The organism is Peptococcaceae bacterium, assembly GCA_024655825.1.
In the GTDB taxonomy this organism is placed as follows: Bacteria; Bacillota; Peptococcia; order DRI-13; family PHAD01; genus JANLFJ01.
The window spans coordinates 1-19651 of sequence record JANLFJ010000006.1; the positions used below are offsets into that span (position 1 = coordinate 1).

Here is a 19651-nt window from a genome sequence, read left to right on the forward strand (position 1 = left end):
GCAATCTGGCAGAACAGCCGCCAGGTGATGCTATCACCGACTTCCTTAACCAGACTCTCGTAGCCGAGTTGATAGCGCTGTTTCAAATACATTAACCGCAAGTAGGTTTGAATGGCCAAAGTTGGCCTGCCTCTTTTGGTATTGAATCTCTCGAAAAACGGCTTCATAAAACGGGGATCGTTAAGTATTTCATCTACTTTGGCCAACTCAACCGGCAAGGTTTTTACCGATTCGGGAAGGATGCTCTCCCAGATATTTATTTGATTGTCTCGAATCCTTAACATCAAGACCACCTCAAAAAAGGATTTTCGAGGGGCCGTATAGAATTAACAATATGGAATTCGGCCCCTTGTTTGGATTTGTTAGCTATAATAACAATTTCCATTCAATGATCCGAGTTCCTTCTAATTTTTGCGATTTTTATACGATTTTTTCAGGGGAAACTATCTAGTTGATGGGTGGAAATAAGTATCCCGGCCCCCCGTATTCTTTCTTCATTTAAGAATCGCAAAAACTCCATAGTTGCGCGGGGGTCAAGCCCAACAAAGGGCTCGTCTATGATATAGACATCCGGCTCAATTAATAATCCTATAACAATCATGACTTTTTGCTGCATGCCCTTGGAAAAGGTTGCTGGAAAATGATGTTTTACTTCCTGCAAACGGAATATGTTGAGTAGGTTCTCGGCTTTTTCCAAAAAAATGTTTCTTTCAATCTCATAAGCAGCTGCTACCAACTCCACATGTTCCCAGAAAGTTAGTTCTTCATAGAGAACCGGCTGTTCAGGTATATAGGCACAATTCCTATTTTGGCCCATAAATTGCACTTTTCCTACCATTTCGGGTAAAAGACCGACAATAGCCTTAAGAGTGGTGCTTTTACCGGCACCGTTAGGCCCGATTAAACCTGCTAGTTCACCTTTCTTAAGCGAAAAATTAATATTGTTGATGGCATTTCTTTTTCCTGTATAACCGGCCTGTTTAATTTCTACTTGCAATACATCCATTAGTTATCACATCCTCGATTATTCACTTTTGGCAGGCTTGTATAGGAGAAACAAACACCAACCAGCTGCTAGTACTACAAAAATATGAGGGAAAGAAAATCCCCAGTGAGCCATAAAGGAACTTGGTGGTGTACCGTCAGAAATGCCGTACCCGTGGAAAACAAACCATAATACTATTGGAGGGATTTGTATTAATGTCGTTATTAAGAGTAATGATCCAAGTACCCGTTTAGTGATAAATACGTTTGTTGAACTAAATAAAATACCCACTCCCAGTATTATCGCCATATTCCCCCATGTTCGTACTTCAGCTTCAGTTGGGCCATAGAGACCCAGGACATAGGGAAGCCCTACCGCGATAGTAAGTATACCGGTCACAATATTCCATTTTTTTATTGTATTTTGCATCATTACCCATCACTTCCCGACTGCCATTGTATAACTAGAACAATTTTATTTCAAAGCATTTTTTATGTTTTTATAACTCTTCCATACAATTGCCATTCCGGAAATTACTAAAATGCTCATCATAATATAAGGCAAAACATAAAGAAAAAGGCTTCTATTTGTGTCTGGACCTCGCTATTCCAGAGGGCGTTATGATAAAAATCAAACCCCCAAATACCTGCTGCCAATAGCAATAAAATTCTGGGCCATCTCATTAGCAATCTTTTCAATAGCTTCTTTCTCTGTTTTGGGCTTGGAGAAATATTTTGCCCGTTGTTTTCGCTCTTTCTCTTGCAGCTCTGCTTCCTTCAATTCGGAAATGGCCACCCGCATGGCTAGAGAACCATCTGGATTTAAACGGTAAAGCCGATCCATGCTGGAGACAAAAATATCGGTTGAATCGCCGGAGACTTGGAGATGGTATGGCGTCACCTCTATCCTGCCGAACATGGTATCCATCTTTTCAGTAAAGCGAATACCCCACCGATATTCCCCTGTAAAAGAAAAACAGTACAGTTCCCCAGGCCCGTTATAGGTTTCCCGAGTACCAATAAGCCAGTAGTCGTCAGCTAGAGCTTTTCTGAATGGCTGCCACTGGAACTCATAGATAGTCCCCTCGAAGGAATTAAAGTTAATAAAACCGATACGTTCTTTATCCTCCAAAATAGCTCCCTTATCATTTGCCTCTTGCACATTCAGTCCTTCAAAAGGGCTATCTTTTAACAGAATCCTTTTTAAGTTTGATCTACTAACTATTTCTATACAGTTAGCATGTTCTGCCACCAGCGAGTTAGAGCCATAATAATGAAGACGCGCTTTTTGCCCGGTCCTCCGGTCGAAACCTTCCAACTTTTCATTTGTTTTTGTACTGGAAAAGAAATTGTCCCAGGTATCTTCAGTTTCACTTGCCGGCTTGATTTTTAAAACTTGGTTGAATAACGGCTTTTTAACTCTTTGATAGCAAAGTTTTTCCCTCGATGAGGCTGGTGAGTTAGTTTTCTCTGGCTTAACATCAGAAAATAGTTTTTTTATTCCATCAAATAGACCCATTTAATCTCCTCCCCGTTAATATAGCTACCAATTCTTCAGCTTCTTTAGACATTTCTCTATTTTTTCCAACTTCCTTTTATCCAAATGAAAAGCCTGAACTTATCATAGGTCAGGCATGTGGGACTTATATTCCCAAGTATAGTACATCATTTAATTATTCTTATCATGTCATCCTTGTCCTGCTCTTCAATCAATTCAACACGTTCGCCTGTGACTTTGTATTTCCAATAACTAACCGGCTGGCTGCCGTTTATTTTTATGCCCCAGGTTTTTGTCAATGTAACAAGATATTGACCTTCACTTGCAGAAATACAATCCGTTTCCAGTAAGCACCTTATTTTTATTCCAGGGGGGTTCCCTCCTGCATTGACCAAGATCTCTCTGGTACCATTCCACTCCGGAAACTCCCGCCTCATTATAGTAACGAGATAAATCGCCTTGCTTGCTTTTTCATCCGCTCTTTCTTTGGCGACATGGGATATTACCGGCGCACCTGCCCTGTTAATCTCCTCAAGATATTTTTGGGCCTTTTTCACCTGCATATCCCACAATTCTTTGTAGGTTTTTTCATCGCCTTTAATAACGACTTCAGCCAAATCCTGGGGGAACATTTCCCTGATCGATTGTGCCCGTATTCCTCCGTCCATGGCCCGTTTGTATTCAAGCACCTCATATTCACCGTTGTCAGATTTTTTCAATTGCATTCTCACAGGTTCACCTCCGCCCCCGGATACACTCGTAAAGATATTGTTTTCAAAACCAAACCAACGGAAACTCACCAACATATAAGCATTGATTATCCCGTCTTTTTCCTCTGTCCTGTAGATCTTATGTGCTTCTATCGCCTTCTCTCCCATCCGGTATGCCCTTCTGTTTATGGAAAGAATGCAGTTGGCTATAACATCCTCCATGTTTTTCATATCCGTATGTGCTGGTAAAACAAGTTTTGGCTTGCCGGACGTATCCTTAAACAATTCGTAGTCGGCATCAATTATGTGGAAGTCAGCATCTTTTGCAAACACCCCATACTTGTAAAACCATTCCCTACCGCTTTTAATTCCTATTCCCTTTTGTTCATCATATTTACCCATAATTTTGGCACAGGCAGAAGCCATAATGTATTCCTTTAATCCATCCTCATGGCTTTTCGCAAAGCTGTCAAACATATACTCCAGAGCAGGATTCCCCATAGCGACAAGCTCATCAAAAGCTTTACTGTCCTTGAGATAGTCGTAGGGATTCGAAGAAGCCACAGGACCATTGTCAATGATCTCTTTCAAAAGTTGGTCTACCTTATTCTTTACATCAATGCTATCTGCTGTGGATATATTTGTGTTATTGGGTATAGCAGATGGTCCGGCAAGTATTATAACTGACACTGCCAGCAAAAAAACACTAGATACTGCTATGGCAGAAATAGAACATTTCCTATATTTCATCACATCTATCACCCTCTTTCTTAAAGTGCTTTCTCGAATTGAACCACTAGATTACTCATTATCCAACGGGTTTTCTACCTTCCCCATAAAAAGGATTAAACCGGTCCGATGCTCCCGGATAAAAAATACAAAGGGCTTGTTTATATAGAACTCGGGAGGAACGATTTCCTTAGGCTTAGCGGCCCCTGCCAGAAATACCGACCTCAGTGCGGCTGCTTCTGCACCTTCCTCGTCTACGTTGATAAAACATTCCTGGGAGATATCGTCAATATAGATGTTGAAGCCTTCCGACCTGTCCGCAATCCCGGTAAAATCCGCATTCCTGCTGTCAAAGGCGGATACCATTCCCATGGCTTGCAGGTGGCTGCCCAGCTTGTTCTTCTGCTGGAAAATGAATTTGGGGAACTTGATCTTCACTTTTATATTCTCCAAGTTACTGCATACCCTTTGAATTTCTTTGTAATCCAGCTGGTGGACATATTTTCCCGTGTCTCCTTTAGGAAGGATGACAAGCATGCTGCAACCGTAATAATTGAACTCACCGGCCTGGATTTGCTCATCCTCATAATAATTGATTCGCCTTTCGGCATTCATCATATCCACCATGACGGTATTCCCGCTGCTCAATTTGTGTTTTTGATTTATCGAAGGGGACCTGCCACTTACCGTTGAAGCACAAGGCGTTGAACACAAACATGGACGCCTGGGGATTGACATTGGTAATATGGTTTTGTATCCTGCCGTGGGTTTTATCCTCGATCCACCGGTTCAAGGCCTCTTTTACACCGCTGCTTGCAAATCCGCACCATAATAGGTATTGGCGGTTTTCAAGAAGCTGTCTTTTAAGGGAATTAACCAGTTCCACAAGTGTGGTCCTGTTTCCATTTTCCTTATAACCCGCATTGTTTAAGTGATTAATAGTATTGTCAGCAGCAATCCCAGGAATTTTGTTGTTTTCATTCTCTTTACCTTCTTTATATTGACATTTGTTCATATAATTTGAGTCTTATTTATCGGCTTTTTTATCCGACTTTAGTTCTTCTATAAGTTGAGCGATATAACAAGTACAGCCAACAATTAAACCACTTAAGAAAACTATTCCCAAATATATGGGTTTAAGGTGGGACTCTGCCCACGGAAAAAGAAAATTCGCAAGTGGATAGCCTTGCCATAATACAAAGACATAAAAAAATATCGTTGTACCTAAAATTGCTTTTAACATGGTTGCCCTCCTACCTAGACTTCAAATAATAGCTACCTTTGCTCCGGGTCAATTACTGTGCAGGAGCCACCTCTTTCCCTTCTATATCATAATACTTTCCGTTTTCTACATAATAGGTACCCTCGCCAAGAGATGCTCCCAGCACAACCTTTCCATCGGGAGGGACAGCATATTGGGCAAAGGTTACAACAATTTGTGCTCCCTGCTTCAGTCTATCTCTGATGCTGCCTGCACTTGCTAATTTTTCATCAAAAACTATTTCTATAATTTGTCCTGCTCGATAGTAGCTATCAACAGGGTCATTGGGTAGCTGGATATTTTTTGTCACCTTTAGCACAACAGTCTTTAATTCATCCGAAGTCATATCAAGTTTAAGGATGGTCCCTTCCACCCTGCGGGTTCTTGATACCACTTCCCAATTTTTATGATCACTGTTTATATCCTTATTAGAAATGTCTTGTGATTTGCCCGTATCCTTGGTAAAAATTCCCACAGGATTTTTGGCAGGTACGTAAAGCAGGCCTTTTTGATTTTTACCTTCTTTCTGCAAATGAAAAATAATGGTTGCTTTATCCGTATCGACAACTTTTCCGGTGTCTTCAATGAGCTTGTGGCTGAAGAAAGACCATTCATCATCTATTGGTTTGACTTCATCGCTTTTGTGAATACCCCCTGATTGCATTTGTTGGCCTTTCTCATCCAAAAGGGTTAGGTATAGTTCACCTGCTGTATGTTTGAACCGCCCCTCGACCCAAATGATATGTTGACCATGGGCATAATCACTGACAGTTTTGGTTACCACAAGGACATTGGGGATTACCTCCCTCTCTTCTTCAACAATTATTGCCTGGGCAGGGTCTGCTTTTTGAGATTCTTCCTGTATAAAGGCGGTTCCATTAAATAAATAAACCTTTGTGGATGTTTTTAAATCGCCTTTGGGAGACACTCCATCTTGGTCAAGCTGATGAGTCGTTTCCCACTGGTAAAGCCGTTTGCCCTCCACATCAACCTGATACCCGCCGACTTTCATGTAGAAAGTTTCTGGCCCTGCCATCATTGACCGCTCTTTTACAGTACCTTGCCAGGCTTCTATAAATTTACCCTGTTTAAGATACCAAAGGTGACCGGTAAAAACGTCAAGACCGGTACCGCCCGTTCGGGTCACGAGCTTAAAAATTCTTTTGTCTTCTATTTCTATAGGATTATTAAAATCCCACTGTTCGACTTTCCAATCCTCTTCTGCTATTAATTTATAAGCTCCGCTTAAGTCCTGATCAAAGATAAAAAATTGGCCCAGGTGTACAGCTCCATCAATTTTTGCCACTATTTCCCAAGCGGCATCATCATCCAAGTTGGCAAGCTCAAATGAAAGTCCTTCGATGTAAGAATCTTTATTATGTTTTCCCTGGGTCTGGATCAGTGTTGCAATTTGTTCTTTAGTCATTTTCCCGGTCTGTTCAAGGTCTGCTTTATCCTGGCGGTGAGATTGGTAGAAAGCATCGTAAGCTTTAGCGTAATCCTCCTGGGGCCAAGACTGGTCGTTAATGCCGATTTTAGAACCTTTGTAAAGCTCACTGACATGGCCATCTGCAACTACAGCTAAAAAGTTAAGATCTCCGGCCGGCCAGTAACCGTGGGTTTTATCCCCTCCCAGTAAGAGGAATATCTTAGCCCCTGGCTCTGGAAAGTCAAAACCTGTCCAGCCATATACATCATTTTTCTTTCTTTCTAGTTTTAGTTGTTTTTCCTCGATTGTTCCTTTGAGGACTTCGTTTATCTCAATAGTTACCTTACGTCGCTCATCCTCATAATTTCTTTCAATTACAGTACCCGTAACAATGAGGTCGGCTCGCTTTAATGTCCCTTCTGGTGAAGAAACTGACAAACGGGCGTTAGCCACCCCTGGCAGCAATGCAAGTAATATTACAAGCAAGATAAAACTGCTTAACAGCCATTTTTTGTACATTTGTTTACCCCCTAGTATAGATTTCTAATGGTTATTTAATACTTGGGCGTCAATCATCCTTCTAGTTTAGCCAGCAATTCCTTGACATACTTCATCATATTGTCCTCCCCAGATGGTACGATATATACCCCTTCGGAGGTATACCTTTCCTCTGCACTTTTCTTTCTTATTTCAGCCAATAGCTCCTCATTAGCAGGGTCAGTTAACGTCACGTCTAAAATAGGAATATGGATAAAGGTTTCTCCCTGTTCTAGTTTCTGGATTAATAAAGGCCATATGGCTTCGCCTTGTTTCTTACAGTACTCGAAGAACTCTCTATATTGTTGGGATTGGGCATATGCTCTTGGATTGCTTTGCATACTGATTTTGGGGTCCTCCCATGTTTTTTTCCAGGCAACGTATTTAGTCTCAAATTCCTCTTTAACTGTTGGGGGAAGCATCCCGATCAGTTTTGCCAGCTTAGTTCTTTCCGCTTCCGAGAATGCCACCTTCTCATGTTCTACTCCGCTTTCGGTATTGTAGCCGTATTTTTTCAATGATAAATTTGCGATGGCTTCGCCCGTTGAACTAACGAACAAAACACTTTCCGGTTCTTTCAACTCCCACTGTGGAATCTCTACTGCAACAAACTGGAAGGGGTGGGTTATAACCTCGGGTACCATTGTATTGGGGGATGGGGCTGTTTCTTCAAATAAAATGACCCATCTGTCCTTATCTACCCTGGCGCTCTTCACTAAAACACCGTATCTTCCGCTAGGTTTTTGACCCGCAAATACCCCAATATATATTTCATTTTCCTTAACCGACCCGAGCCGTTCTAAGGAAATTCCATGCTCTTGGGCAAAGGTTTGAAGGTCTTTTTTATCTGCAAAAACCAGAGCAGTTTTTTTCTCCGGCTCAAACTTTTCCATATGCCAGGATGTTGCTATTTCTCTAAATTTAAGCTCTGCTCCTTTAAAGACAGGTGAGTGAGGGAAAAGCGAATTCCCGAAGGCAACCATCTCCTCCAGAGTAAGACCTTGGCCTTTTAATTCGTACATCTCATTGTTTTTCTGCCAGGTAACTATAAGTCCTTGTCCAGTCTTGAACCATTTAGCCGGAATCCCTTGAATATCAACTTTTTTAAAAATATCATCAATCAGTTCTGACCCCTTCGGTTTTTGGAGAAAAACGAGTTCCCGTTCCTCCCCTGAATAGATGGACACGACTTCTTGAGTGTCTTTCATGTACTGAATTCGTGTCAGCGCTAATCCTCGGGGTAAGTTTCCGGGAATCATGAGGGTATAAGACACGTCGTTAGCCAAGTCTTCATAGGAGTTATAAGAAACCCACTTAGGTTTCAGTGGGATTATTAGGTCCTTTTTCACTTCATTCTTTTCCACTGGGAACACGTAGGATGGAGTATCAATGATAGTAACGCCAGTGGAAAGGGATTGGTTTGCCCAGGCCGCATTACTACTATAACCGGCAAGAATAATCAAACCGGCTACTATCAGTAACTTTAAGGTGCCTCCTTTCATTTACTTACCTCCCTTTGAAAAAAAGACACTTTTAGTATTAGAGACGTTGAAAACATCCAAATTGTTCCTTCCTAAATAAGCCAACCGGTACTTAACAGATAAAAAGTTGGTTGAGTCCAGCCGGCAAAACACGTCATGCAGCGATACTTTCCAAAAAGTACTGTTGAATAGTGTGGCCGCCAATTTCACCAGGGCTTTTTCGCCGCTGCTCCACGGCCTGGCCTGTTTCACCAGGGCCGGAAAATCTATTTCCCGGGGCAGAACAAAGCGTTCAACCGGTTTATCCAGCGCAGCCAAAACATATAAAGAAGCCAGATACTCCCGTTCTCCCGCCTGGACCTGGGCCTTGTCGCAGAGTGCCCTATACAGCCTCTCCTGTTTTGCGTCTTTGAACCACACAGCAATCCCCTCCTTTCGGATTAAGAATAATGAGCAAGGACCGGCTTAAATCAGTCCCTGCTCTTTGAAACTTACAAACCTGCCGTCATCGCCGAGAATTAAGTTGTCTAACACCTCAATCCCCAGAATGCGCCCGGCTTCGGCCAGCCGCCTGGCAATCTCCCTGTCTTCCGGGCTGGGGGTGGCATCCCCGCTGGGGTGGTTATGTCCCAGGATTACTGAAGCGGCATTGGCTAAAATAGCCGGTTTGAACACTTCCCGGGGATGCACCATGGCCGAATTTAAACTGCCTATTGACACCACATTGATGGCGTTCACCACATTTTTGGTGTTCAGGCACAATAAAACGAAATATTCCCTGTCCGCTCCGGCCAGGAAATCGGCCAGGATTGCGGCCGCGTCCCGCGGACTGCTGACCCTGTTTACAGCAAAGCTGACTGCCCGTTCCTTGACCATTTCCACCCGCACCACCTGCACCTGTTTGCCCTTTTCGGCTCCTTCGCTGCTGCTTCCCTTGATTTTTTTACCATTGCCCATTCCCCCTTTTGGTTTTTCAACTGGCCTGCCGGCCTTAGTCATGAAGACCCCTGGCGCGGGTGGACGGGCAAGGGCGGCCTCTCCACAGGCCGGGACGGGAGGGATAAATGGGGGAACCGTTTATGCTCACGGCCTTTACCCTTGTACGGACGGGTCCCGTGCCGGTATAATCCGGTCTGAACCGACAGCATTGTCTGTAAAGGAAACTCCCATTATGCAAAAAAGAACCAGGTATGATACATTTATCATGCCTGGTTCTTGCAACTACCGCTCTATTCAAGATGGGGATATAGGACGGGGGATTTCCCCGGGCCGCCGGCCAAGTATATACTTTCCGCAACAGAATTTCAGCGGAGAGTCTTCATTAAAAAAATATACACCCGAGATAGTAATTAGCTCGGGTATCTTCTCAATTCAAACCTTTTCTATCTTGAATGTCGTATTAACCCTCTGGGCAACACTTCTGCGGAAAATCTCTTGCCCATGCCATACCCAAATCCTCCTTTCCCTAAGATTATCGACCAGTTCATTTATGTCACCGGTTTATTTTTAAAGCCTTCGTCTCACCAAAGATGGGTGCTAGGCGTTTTTCAGCCATCTCAAGAAGTCTGGCAAAGGGTGTAGTGATAGGATGATCTACCACTTCATTAAGCATATCAAAGACAACTTGTCCCTCTTCAAGCGTTAGTTCCTTTAGTTGGATATTTAACCACAGGATTTCTGGCATAGACAATACGGTAACCCCTAGTGTTTCGATAATCCGGCGGGCAGCCTTATCGTCCGAGAGAATAATGGAGATGGATAACTCGTTGGCAAAAGCTGCTGCATAGCGTTCGCCTGTATCTAAAGTATATTGATGCTGCGATAAAAAAATCTCAAACAGCCTTCTCTGGTTTGCATCGAATATATCGGGAGTTAAGATCTCCAGCCAGTCTCCCTCGCATCTTTTTAAGGCATGGTATCTTTCCGGCGGGGTCTTGCGTTCCACCTCATTCAGTACGACCTGTGGCACCTTCACCATTGTAAAGACCTTTGGCAATATATGTACTACCCCAGCCTTGCACAACTTAATCAGAACATCTGCATCGCTGATGCAGGCTTCAAGTTTCATACTCATAGTTAATCGCGAAATCCCGGGGCTTCTTGTCCCAAAGCGATAAGACCTCTTCCACTTTGGCGAAGGAAACCAGGTTTTTCTCGTAGTTTTCTTTCAAGGAGTATATTAGCAGTGCGGGTATGACTGGCTGGGTAGGTTTTAAAAGGGCGGTGTCGTAACCAAATTCCGCCGTGATTCTCTCCAGGTACTGGGCGTTTTCGTTTAAACCGGCTTTTTTCAGTTTACCGTATATCGGGGGAGTGATAATTCCACACTGCAGCATCCGGTAAAGCATCGCTGCGTAACTGACTTTAAAGCGGTGCTGCAGGTAGAGTACGTGCCCCTCGTGGATCAAGCGCGGCCTGCCAAACTTTTGGTAAAAGACCTTTCGCACCCCGTCATAGGGCATCAGGAAATGGGCCGCGAACAGGTCTGCTGTTATTTCTTCCTCCTTGTCCGTATCGTTTTCCCCCGGATTGCAGATGTACACAGAGTTTACTGTCATATCGTCAAAAAACAGATGCTTTAATTCATGGGCGGTCGAATAGATCTGCCTGCCCAGATTCATATTGCTGTTGATATACATCACATGACGGCCTTTTTTTTGCGTTATAAAGGCCGATAGCTTATCATTGTCCGAGGGATAGCGCAGAAGCAAGACTTCCTGTCTTTCCGCCAGATCAAAGATGTCTGAAATGGGCTCAATTCCTAACCCCAATTCTCCTCTTTTCTCCATAGCTCTTCGCTCAGCCCAGCGGTCAAGTTCTTCCCGACGAGCATTCTTTTTAGCCATTATTGTTCCTCCAGATATCTAATTGGCCGATTACCTCATCCATCACCAGGTCGATCCGGCTCACGGCGGCAGTAAGTTCCTCATCAACTACTCCAGCCTTGCGGAACTTGACTGCCAACTCTTCATCCTCCGCATCCTGCAGCAGAATGTCCGCTGTAGTATCGAGGAAATCAGCAATCAGCCGAAGCTCCTGGGCGTTAACAGCCTTATTTCCGCCTTCAATTTTGGTCACTACGGGGCGGGTAACACCGAGGAAACATGCCAACTGCTGCTGGGACTTCCCCTTTTGCTCACGCAACTTTCGTATCCGCTCTCCAACCTCTTTAAACGTGGGTATCCTTGACATCAGAGTTGCACCTCCTAACATCATGTTATAATATGGAACACAAAAAATCAAGTATAAGCATGTATATGTAATAAAATATTACCCATGATGTGTGAAGTTGTGTCATGCTTTTTTACCCTGACCATCTTGGGCAAAAGCCGGCAGGGGCCTCTTCTTTCAGTTTTGAGGCCACTACGGGCGCCACTTTCTTAAATCAAAAAAACCAGTGGTAGTCCCCTGCGCCCGGGGAGGTGAAGTCATTGGGGGGTGTCCCCCCCGTAATCCGTCCAGCTGCCGCCGGGGAGCTTGACCATCCGCCAGCTCCGCTGCACAATGGGGTCGCCGTTGGGGTCTTAGCTCAGATCATTGTATGTAAGCGTTTTGCCCAGGGGCAGGGGGTTGGGACTTACGGCAAACTGGGCCACCGGCGGCATGTTCAAAGAACTGGTGCTAACCGTCCGGACATTGGGCAAGGACCATTCCCCCACGCCGTCGGGGCCGTCAAGAGCCTGCACCCGGAGGGAAAAAAGATAGGTCTTGCCGTTCCGAAACCGTCCCTTTCGTGTTCTTTACAGCCAGGCGGACGCGGTAATCCCTCGGTTCCTTGAACAAGACCTGACGTGTTTTCAAATCCGTCGAAGTTACAATTTTGATAGTTTCAGCAGATACCCCCGCGGGGGGAATAAACTCCCACCGGTTTTGACTGAAGTCCACCGGGTAGCGTTCGGAACCGTAACTTTCCGAAGAATCAAAATCGCTACCGCTGGCAGATTGAGCTCTTTTTCAAATGGCTAAAGCAGCACTTGCATGTAAAAAATCTATACGGCTTAGGTAAGCAGGCGGTGGAAAACCAATTGTACATAGCGCTAGCAACTTACTGTCTGTTGATGATGCTCCGACTTGAGTTCGGCTTTGAAGGCCCACTGCTCACTGTTAAACGACTGCTCTGCACCTGTCTCTACGAGCCCTTTGAAATATTCACCCAAAAAATCATTCACAACCGCCAACGAAGCTCAAAGGGTCCACGAAGTATAAACCATGAACTCGTATTTAAACAGACACTAATTCAGGTAATGGTAGGTGAAACGGATTTCCTTTATGATTTGACTTATGACCCCGTAATTCTCTAGAAAACCATATGGTGGCAAAATGTGGAACGGGACTACTCTTTATTAGTTCTAGTCCTTTTAGCCACCGATGGGGAAAAGTTGTTTGCAATTATTATCATATATGGTTTATATAGTAAATCGAGGTCTAAAATATAGTGGTTTATTTTTTTGTTTGGTTTTTATGCAACGCTAGTGTTCACAATTGTAAATTCCCTGTTTAATCAAGTCATCAATGATAGATTTGTAGGGGTCGAGTTGGGATGGCCGTTTTGACCGAGGCTGGGATTCAGGAATGTCCTTGGAACGAAGGTACTTCCGGATGGTATTGCTGGATTGCAGAGAGGATATTCGACAGGAGTGGGTCATTTCTTTTTCGGCGCTAACAATCCCCATTTGCAACTATTTATTAGCCTGCTCTCATTTTTTATCAAATCGTTGTATTACTAAATATCCCTTTAGACGTGGCGTATAAAATATTAAAAGGGTTATTAAAAATAGTGTAGATAAACCACTAAATATAAAACCCATGACAGCCCCACCATATTCCATCGCGGCGCCCGTGATAGCGTATCCCAAAGGCGTAGAGCCTTGATTAATTAAATGGAAAATACTCATAATCCTGCCCCTGTAACTATCATTTGTATTAAGTTGAAGATTAGCATTGGCCCTATTTATAAAGGAAAGGTTAAAGAACCCCACTAACACCATAAGAAGCCAATTTAAGGGATAGTAAGTTGTAAAGGCAGCAGCTATCAGCAAAAATGACGTTATGAATGCATCATTTAACAGGGTTCTGATATGAACTAACTTATTTTGAGCCATATAAATCGCACCGATAAACGCCCCAATCCCTGTAGCCGCCAACAACGATGTGTACCCATCAACACCCCGTCGGAGAACAGTGTCAGAGAATACAGGAATAATAACCGCTACGTTCACTGCCAGAGTACAATATATAGCCATAATTAATAATGTGGTGCGGAGTATCTCGCTTTGCAGTATATGGGTAATTCCCTCTTTTACCTCAAATAACATATTTTTCTCCAGGTGAGTTTTTGGTAACCCTAAAGTTTTAATAAGGAATAGGCCGGTGAGCACTGCCACATAACTTAACCCATTGAAGAAAAAACAGGAGGCAATTCCGTAATTCACAATAACAAGTCCCGCTATGACAGGACCGATAATTTTACCCATAGTCACAATCGTTGCATTCAGAGAAATAGCGTTCGGCAAATCTTCTTTTCCAACCATTTCTATAAACCAGGACTGCCGTGCAGGTGCATCTAACGAATGCAAACTTCCATAGATAATAGCTAACATTAAAACATGCCAGTATTTTACCAGCCCGGCCCAAACAATATACCCCAGGATCAATGACTGCAACATAAACCCAATCTGAGTGAAACAAATTATTGTTTTTTTGGGAAGGTGGTCTACAACAACTCCCGCAAATAAAGAAAACAGCAGTATGGGCAAAAACTGAAAAACCCCTAACAATCCCAGAAGCAGCGGGGAATTGGTAAGGGTATAAACTAACCAAACCTGAGCTGACCGCTGCATCCAGGTCCCTATCAAAGAGACACACTGACCCAGCCAAAAATACCGGAAATCCTTGTGTCTTAATGATTTAAATGTTATGTATAATTTGTCTGAGACAAATGCATATGAGCCCAATATAATTCATCCTTCTTTTAACTCGTATAATTCTTAATTAAAGCCCAATCGTGTCATTCCTTTATATAGCGATAACATAACTAAACATTATAAATACTTCCACAAGTCATCTTATGGTATTGTTCCTGGAAAGCATTCTTTAACGCTACTTCGGCAAGAAAACCGGTGCAGTGACCTGAGGAAATCCAAGCAGGATTATATTGTTTCAGCGTTTGGATTGTTTTTCCAATTATTTCCGGGGAGGATTTCAACAGATGCAAGCCGCCCAGTATTCCCTCTATTCGCTCTAAGCCGGTAATACTAACAGCTTGCTTGCATATATTAATTATTCCGGCATGACTGCAGCCGGTAATAATAACTAAACCTTTTCCCGATACATTGGCAATTACCGCTAGTTCTTCTGTTACCATATAAGGCTGGATATGCCCGTTTTCCAGTGTATAACGGGATCTATCGAGGTTTTCGAATTCTGTTTCCCTGGAAATTTCCCCGCTCGTTATTAGTCCCTCCATTAGTTCGAATGGCTCTGAGACTAAAAACAGCCTACCTCCGCATCTCTCAATTTGGTCTTTGGCATCTTCCTTCCTTATACCTATATAGGATAGAAAAGGTCTAGTACGAAAATTAAACCTGAATATTGAAGGATGTGCGATGACAGGGAGATCCTTTTTTCCTATTTCTGAAATAATCGTAGCTAAACCATGAGTGTGATCATGATGACAATGAGTTAATACAACCAGATCTATTTTGCTGATATCCACCTTTAAAACTTCCATATTATTGAGTAAAACTTCAGGATCTCGTCCAACGTCAACTAAAATATGAATCGTTTTTCCGTTTTTCTTTGCTTCAACTAAGAAGGAAAGACCGTGTGCACCTAATAAGGCGCCGGAAGTTACTGTGTTTTCCATCAGAACTGTAATTTTAAGACTTTCCAGTTCCCCTAAAGTAAAATTATTCAACAATACATCACCCCACTCTTTATATAACCCAAATAAAGATCATTAGGCTTGCCCAAATCATGGAAATGCGTCCGTAATATCGCAAACAGGCGCGCTGCATATACTATGCAGCGCACACTTTTTACGAGAACAGGGGTATGGCCTTTTGCCTTCCCGCTTTAGTCAAGGCCGTTAATCTCCCGGCAGTAATGGCATGCCACCAAATGCCCCGGCAGCTCCTCTTTCAGCGAGGGCTGCTCGACATGGCATTTGTCCTTTGCGTAGGGACACCGGTTGGCGAACCGGCATCCGGGCTTAGGATTGATGGGGGACGATAGTTCGCCCTGCATGATAACCTTCTTTCTCTGGACCGTGATGTCCGGTATGGGGATCGCGGACAGAAGTCCTTTCGTATAGGGATGCAGCTGGTGCCGGAATAGCTCCTTTGAGCCGGATTTTTCCACCATACAGCCCAGATACATAACGAGGATATCGTCGGATATATGCTTGACGACCGACATATCATGGGTGATGAAAATGTATGTGAGGTTATTCTGCACCTGCAGATCCTGAAGCAGGTTCAGGATCTGAGCCTGGATCGATACGTCCAGCGCCGATACGGGCTCGTCGCACACGATGAACTTGGGCATGAGGGCCAGCGCTCTTGCCACACCGATCCGCTGCCGGCGTCCGCCGTCCAGTTCGTGCGGATAGCTGCCGGCAAGGCGGTCGTCCAGTCCCACCGTCTGCATCAGCTCGTATATGCGTTCGTTCAACTCCGTCTTGTTTTTGCAGATACCGAATATCTTCAGAGGCTCCGCGATGCAGTCTGTAACGGTGAAGCGCGGATTCAGGGATGCCATCGGGTCCTGGAAGATGATCTGCATATCCTTCCGCAGATTTTTCCAGCGCTTGCCCTTGGCATGGGTAATCTCCTGACCGTCAAACCAAATCTCGCCGGCCGTTGTCTCGAGCAGACCCAGGATCACTCTGCCGAGCGTGGACTTTCCGCAGCCGGATTCGCCGACCACGCCCAGCGTTTTGCCTCTTTCGATGGTAAAGCTTACATCGTCCACCGCGTGCAGCGGGCCCCGTTTTGTTTTGAAATATTTCTTCAGACGTTTTACTTCCAGCAGTACGCCGTTCTCCTTAATCTCGCTCATTTTTCTTATCCTCTCTGCTGTAAAGATGACATCTTACGAAATGCCCGTCACCCAGTACTGTCTCCCCCGGAATGATCTTGCTGCATATCTCCATGGCATACGGACAGCGTGGATGGAATTTGCAGCCCGCAGGCAGGTTCGCCGGGTTCGGCATCATCCCCTTGATGGGCTCCAGCCTATCCACATCCTTGGTCAAAGACGGGATTGAACCAAACAGACCCTTGGTATAGGGATGGCTCCTCTCCAGGAAAATGTCCTTCAGCGAACCGTACTCGATAATCTCGCCGGCATACATGATGGCCACTTTATCGCAAATATCCGCCACCACGCCCAGATCGTGGGTAATAAAGATCATGGACATCTGATACTTTCGGCGCAGCTCGATCATCATCTCGATGACCTGCGCCTGTATCGTCACATCCAGCGCAGTGGTGGGCTCATCCGCCAGAAGCAGGTTGGGCTCGCAGGCCAGCGCGATGGCGATGATCACGCGCTGTTTCATACCGCCGGAAAACTGGTGCGGGTATTCCGTAGCACGCTCCGCCCTGATGCCGACATCTTCCAGCATCTTGCAGGCCTTCCGGTACGCCTCCTCATTTGAGCAGTCCTGATGGTTCTTGATGACCTCGGCGATCTGGTCGCCCACGCGCTTGACAGGGTTCAGGGCTGTCATCGGGTCCTGGAAGATCATAGTTATATCATTGCCGCGGATCTTCTGCATTTCCTTCTCGTCCACCTTCAGCAAATCCTTCCCGTTGTACAGGATCTCGCCGTGGGAGACTTTCGCCGGGGGATCGGGCAGCAGGCGAATGATGCTCAGCGCCGTGGTCGTCTTCCCGGCGCCGGTCTCGCCCACGAGGCCCAGGCACTCGCCCTTCTCCAGCTTAAAGCTGATACCATTTACCGCGCGGACGACCTCCTCGGAGGTTACATACTGAACCTCCAACTCCTTCACTTCAAGTAAGCTCATGCTCCACCTCCTACCTTATGACTTCAGCCGCGGGTCGAGAGCGTCGCGGACACCGTCGCCGATTAAATTGACGCTGATCAGCGTCGTCGCGATGGCCAGGCCGGGGAACGTGACCAGCGGCCAGTACTGGCGTATATAGAGCTTGCCCTCGTTTAAGATAGAGCCCCATTCCGGCGTGGGGGGCTGGACGCCCAGGCCGAAAAAGCTCAGGCTGGCGATCTGCGTGATACAGATACCGAGACGCAGCGTGACCTGCACAATGAGAGGAGCCAGACAATTCGGCACCACATACTTGAAGATGATCCGCATTCTGGACGCACCGCAGGCCCGCGCCGCCTCCAGATACTCCTGGCCCATGACCGTCAGGGCACTGGAATACATGATCCTCGTCATGTTGGCCACCTGCGCCAGGCCGATGGCAAAGATTGATTTGTACACGCCCACGCCCAGCGCCGTTGACACGCCGGCTGCGAGCAACAGAGCCGGAATGCTCATAAGGACGTCAATGGTACGCATGATGACGGACTCATACACGCCGCCGAAAAACGCCGCCGTGGATCCCAGAATCATGCTGACGACAGCCGCGAAAAGGACAGCTGAGGTGGCGACAAGCAGCGAAATCTGGCCGCCCTTCAGGATCCGGGTGAACAGGTCGCGCCCGTACTGGTCCGTTCCGCAGATGTGCTGCCAGCTGAGATCCGCAAAGCGGTTTGTGAGATCCTGCTTTGCATAATCATAGGATGTCAGCCACTGCTCCAATATGCAGGCAATAACGACGATGAGGAAGATGAAAAGTCCTACCATAGCCAACTTGTTCCGCTTGAACTGACGGACGGCAACCGCAAACTGGTTATTGCTTCTTCTCTTGATTTTATCTTTTTCCTTCATGACGCCTGCCCCCTCGCAACTTTTATCATATTCCGGTTTGCCCTCCGCGCCTTGGCGCTTGCGGATTCATACTTTTCCTTGATGCGCGGGTCGATGAAGGCGTAAACGATATCCGTCAGGAAGTTGAGGACGCACACTAATAAGGAGAACACCAAGACAGCTCCCTGTACGGCAGGATAATCCCCCACACCTATGGAGTAGATCATGTAGGAGCCGAGGCCGGGGATGTTGAACACGCTTTCTATGACCGCCGAGCTGCCGACGATAACCTCGAACGTGGTGCCCATCAGGGTCACAATGGGAATAGCCGCATTCTGCAGCGCATGCCCGATGATGACCTTTCTCTCTCTCAAGCCTTTGGAACGCGCGGTACGGATATAGTCCTGGCGGATAACCTCCAGCATGGTGGAGCGCGTCATGCGAGTGAAGCTCGCAACCGGACGGAGGCCAAGAGCAATGCAGGGCATTATATAGCCCAGCCATGAATCCAGGCCCGTTGCGGGCAGCCACTTGAGAACCAGGGAGAATAAAAGCATCAGCATCAAGCCCGCCCAGAAGTTCGGTATGGACGCCAGGAGCATGGCTGCAGTAGTCAGCGATACATCCGCCACGCTGTACTGCCTGACCGCTGATATCAGACCGCACAGTACGCCGAACGGTATGGACCACAAAAGTGAGAACAAAGCGATCCTAAGGGAAATGGGCAAACGGTTCGCCACCTCTTCCCTGACCTCGCGTTTAGACTCGTACGATCTTCCCAGGTCAAATTGAGTCACAATGCCCTTGACGTATTTGAAATACTGAACGGGGTACGGATCGTCAAGTCCCAATTCCTTATACATGGCGTCGTACTGCTCCTGCGTATAGGTACCTCCGAGAAGCGCGGGAACAGGGTCTCCGGAGGCACGGCCCAGGATGAAGACGAAAAGCAATACACCCAGAACCACCAGGATCATCATCAGGAGCCTATTTATTGTATATCGAAGCATTTTATTACCTCTTTCTGTATAAGGTGATTGAAAAGTTCGATTGGGAGAGAGGCCTTCAGATACCTCCCCCCCATCGTTATAACCAATCGCCTAGCTGTGCGGGTAATACTCGGAAAT

The 19651-nt window shown here is 45.6% G+C and carries 21 protein-coding genes and 2 pseudogenes; 1 reads left to right on the top strand and 22 read right to left on the bottom strand.

Annotation, left to right across the window (positions count from 1 at the left end; translation table 11 throughout):
* The 15 genes from NUV48_03480 to NUV48_03550 form a co-directional block, all read right to left on the bottom strand.
* A partial coding sequence (locus NUV48_03480; protein ID MCR4441200.1) for a transposase occupies positions 1 to 284 on the bottom strand: 284 nt, incomplete at its 3' end.
* Positions 285 to 433: 149 nt separating this feature from the next.
* Positions 434 to 1006, bottom strand: a complete 573-nt coding sequence (locus NUV48_03485) for an ABC transporter ATP-binding protein (protein MCR4441201.1) — start codon at positions 1004 to 1006, stop codon at positions 434 to 436.
* Between the two features lie 18 nt (positions 1007 to 1024).
* On the bottom strand, positions 1025 to 1417 hold the full coding sequence (locus tag NUV48_03490; protein MCR4441202.1) for a hypothetical protein: 393 nt from the start codon (positions 1415 to 1417) through the stop codon (positions 1025 to 1027).
* Positions 1418 to 1615: 198 nt separating this feature from the next.
* Positions 1616 to 2503, bottom strand: a complete 888-nt coding sequence (locus NUV48_03495) for a hypothetical protein (protein ID MCR4441203.1) — start codon at positions 2501 to 2503, stop codon at positions 1616 to 1618.
* Positions 2504 to 2649: 146 nt separating this feature from the next.
* A complete protein-coding gene (locus tag NUV48_03500; GenBank protein ID MCR4441204.1) occupies positions 2650 to 3945 on the bottom strand; it encodes a hypothetical protein in 1296 nt (431 codons plus the stop codon).
* 48 nt (positions 3946 to 3993) lie between these two features.
* The gene (locus NUV48_03505; protein MCR4441205.1) at positions 3994 to 4548 is read right to left on the bottom strand and encodes a hypothetical protein; all 555 of its coding nucleotides are present in this window, start codon (positions 4546 to 4548) and stop codon (positions 3994 to 3996) included.
* Positions 4505 to 4936 carry a hypothetical protein gene (locus NUV48_03510; protein MCR4441206.1) on the bottom strand — a complete coding sequence of 144 codons (432 nt, stop codon included), beginning with the start codon at positions 4934 to 4936 and terminating at the stop codon, positions 4505 to 4507. Before NUV48_03510 ends, NUV48_03505 begins: the two co-directional genes overlap by 44 nt.
* Positions 4937 to 4948: 12 nt before the next feature.
* The gene (locus tag NUV48_03515) at positions 4949 to 5164 is read right to left on the bottom strand and encodes a hypothetical protein (GenBank protein MCR4441207.1); all 216 of its coding nucleotides are present in this window, start codon (positions 5162 to 5164) and stop codon (positions 4949 to 4951) included.
* 52 nt (positions 5165 to 5216) lie between these two features.
* Positions 5217 to 7130: a hypothetical protein gene (locus tag NUV48_03520; GenBank protein MCR4441208.1), complete on the bottom strand. Its 1914-nt coding sequence runs from the start codon at positions 7128 to 7130 to the stop codon at positions 5217 to 5219.
* A 53-nt stretch (positions 7131 to 7183) separates the two neighbouring features.
* Positions 7184 to 8650, bottom strand: coding sequence for a protease complex subunit PrcB family protein (locus NUV48_03525; GenBank protein MCR4441209.1), 1467 nt, complete (start codon positions 8648 to 8650; stop codon positions 7184 to 7186).
* Entirely contained in the window at positions 8651 to 9049 is a 399-nt protein-coding gene (locus tag NUV48_03530) for a hypothetical protein (protein ID MCR4441210.1), read from the bottom strand.
* A 45-nt stretch (positions 9050 to 9094) separates the two neighbouring features.
* The gene (locus tag NUV48_03535; GenBank protein ID MCR4441211.1) at positions 9095 to 9628 is read right to left on the bottom strand and encodes a DNA repair protein RadC; all 534 of its coding nucleotides are present in this window, start codon (positions 9626 to 9628) and stop codon (positions 9095 to 9097) included.
* 493 nt (positions 9629 to 10121) lie between these two features.
* A complete protein-coding gene (locus NUV48_03540; GenBank protein MCR4441212.1) occupies positions 10122 to 10703 on the bottom strand; it encodes a hypothetical protein in 582 nt (193 codons plus the stop codon).
* Positions 10687 to 11475, bottom strand: a complete 789-nt coding sequence (locus tag NUV48_03545; protein ID MCR4441213.1) for an ImmA/IrrE family metallo-endopeptidase — start codon at positions 11473 to 11475, stop codon at positions 10687 to 10689. Before NUV48_03545 ends, NUV48_03540 begins: the two co-directional genes overlap by 17 nt.
* Positions 11468 to 11821, bottom strand: a complete 354-nt coding sequence (locus tag NUV48_03550; protein MCR4441214.1) for a helix-turn-helix domain-containing protein — start codon at positions 11819 to 11821, stop codon at positions 11468 to 11470. The genes NUV48_03545 and NUV48_03550 overlap by 8 nt, the downstream gene beginning before the upstream one ends.
* A 734-nt stretch (positions 11822 to 12555) precedes the next feature.
* On the opposite strand from NUV48_03550, the pseudogene NUV48_03555 reads away from it, so the two are divergent.
* Positions 12556 to 12930: pseudogene (locus NUV48_03555) on the top strand (transposase).
* Positions 12931 to 13104: 174 nt separating this feature from the next.
* Here the strand turns inward: NUV48_03555 and NUV48_03560 are convergent.
* The 7 genes and pseudogenes from NUV48_03560 to NUV48_03590 form a co-directional block, all read right to left on the bottom strand.
* Positions 13105 to 13242, bottom strand: a pseudogene (locus tag NUV48_03560) (IS21 family transposase).
* Between the two features lie 84 nt (positions 13243 to 13326).
* Positions 13327 to 14583: an MFS transporter gene (locus NUV48_03565; GenBank protein MCR4441215.1), complete on the bottom strand. Its 1257-nt coding sequence runs from the start codon at positions 14581 to 14583 to the stop codon at positions 13327 to 13329.
* Between the two features lie 80 nt (positions 14584 to 14663).
* Entirely contained in the window at positions 14664 to 15545 is an 882-nt protein-coding gene (locus tag NUV48_03570; protein MCR4441216.1) for an MBL fold metallo-hydrolase, read from the bottom strand.
* A gap of 158 nt (positions 15546 to 15703) precedes the next feature.
* The gene (locus NUV48_03575; protein ID MCR4441217.1) at positions 15704 to 16687 is read right to left on the bottom strand and encodes an ATP-binding cassette domain-containing protein; all 984 of its coding nucleotides are present in this window, start codon (positions 16685 to 16687) and stop codon (positions 15704 to 15706) included.
* Positions 16674 to 17657 (bottom strand): ABC transporter ATP-binding protein, encoded by a 984-nt coding sequence (locus NUV48_03580; GenBank protein MCR4441218.1) that lies wholly within the window; start codon positions 17655 to 17657, stop codon positions 16674 to 16676. The genes NUV48_03575 and NUV48_03580 overlap by 14 nt, the downstream gene beginning before the upstream one ends.
* Positions 17658 to 17672: 15 nt before the next feature.
* Positions 17673 to 18545: an ABC transporter permease gene (locus NUV48_03585; protein ID MCR4441219.1), complete on the bottom strand. Its 873-nt coding sequence runs from the start codon at positions 18543 to 18545 to the stop codon at positions 17673 to 17675.
* The gene (locus tag NUV48_03590) at positions 18542 to 19534 is read right to left on the bottom strand and encodes an ABC transporter permease (GenBank protein MCR4441220.1); all 993 of its coding nucleotides are present in this window, start codon (positions 19532 to 19534) and stop codon (positions 18542 to 18544) included. The genes NUV48_03585 and NUV48_03590 overlap by 4 nt, the downstream gene beginning before the upstream one ends.
* Positions 19535 to 19651: the final 117 nt, after the last annotated feature.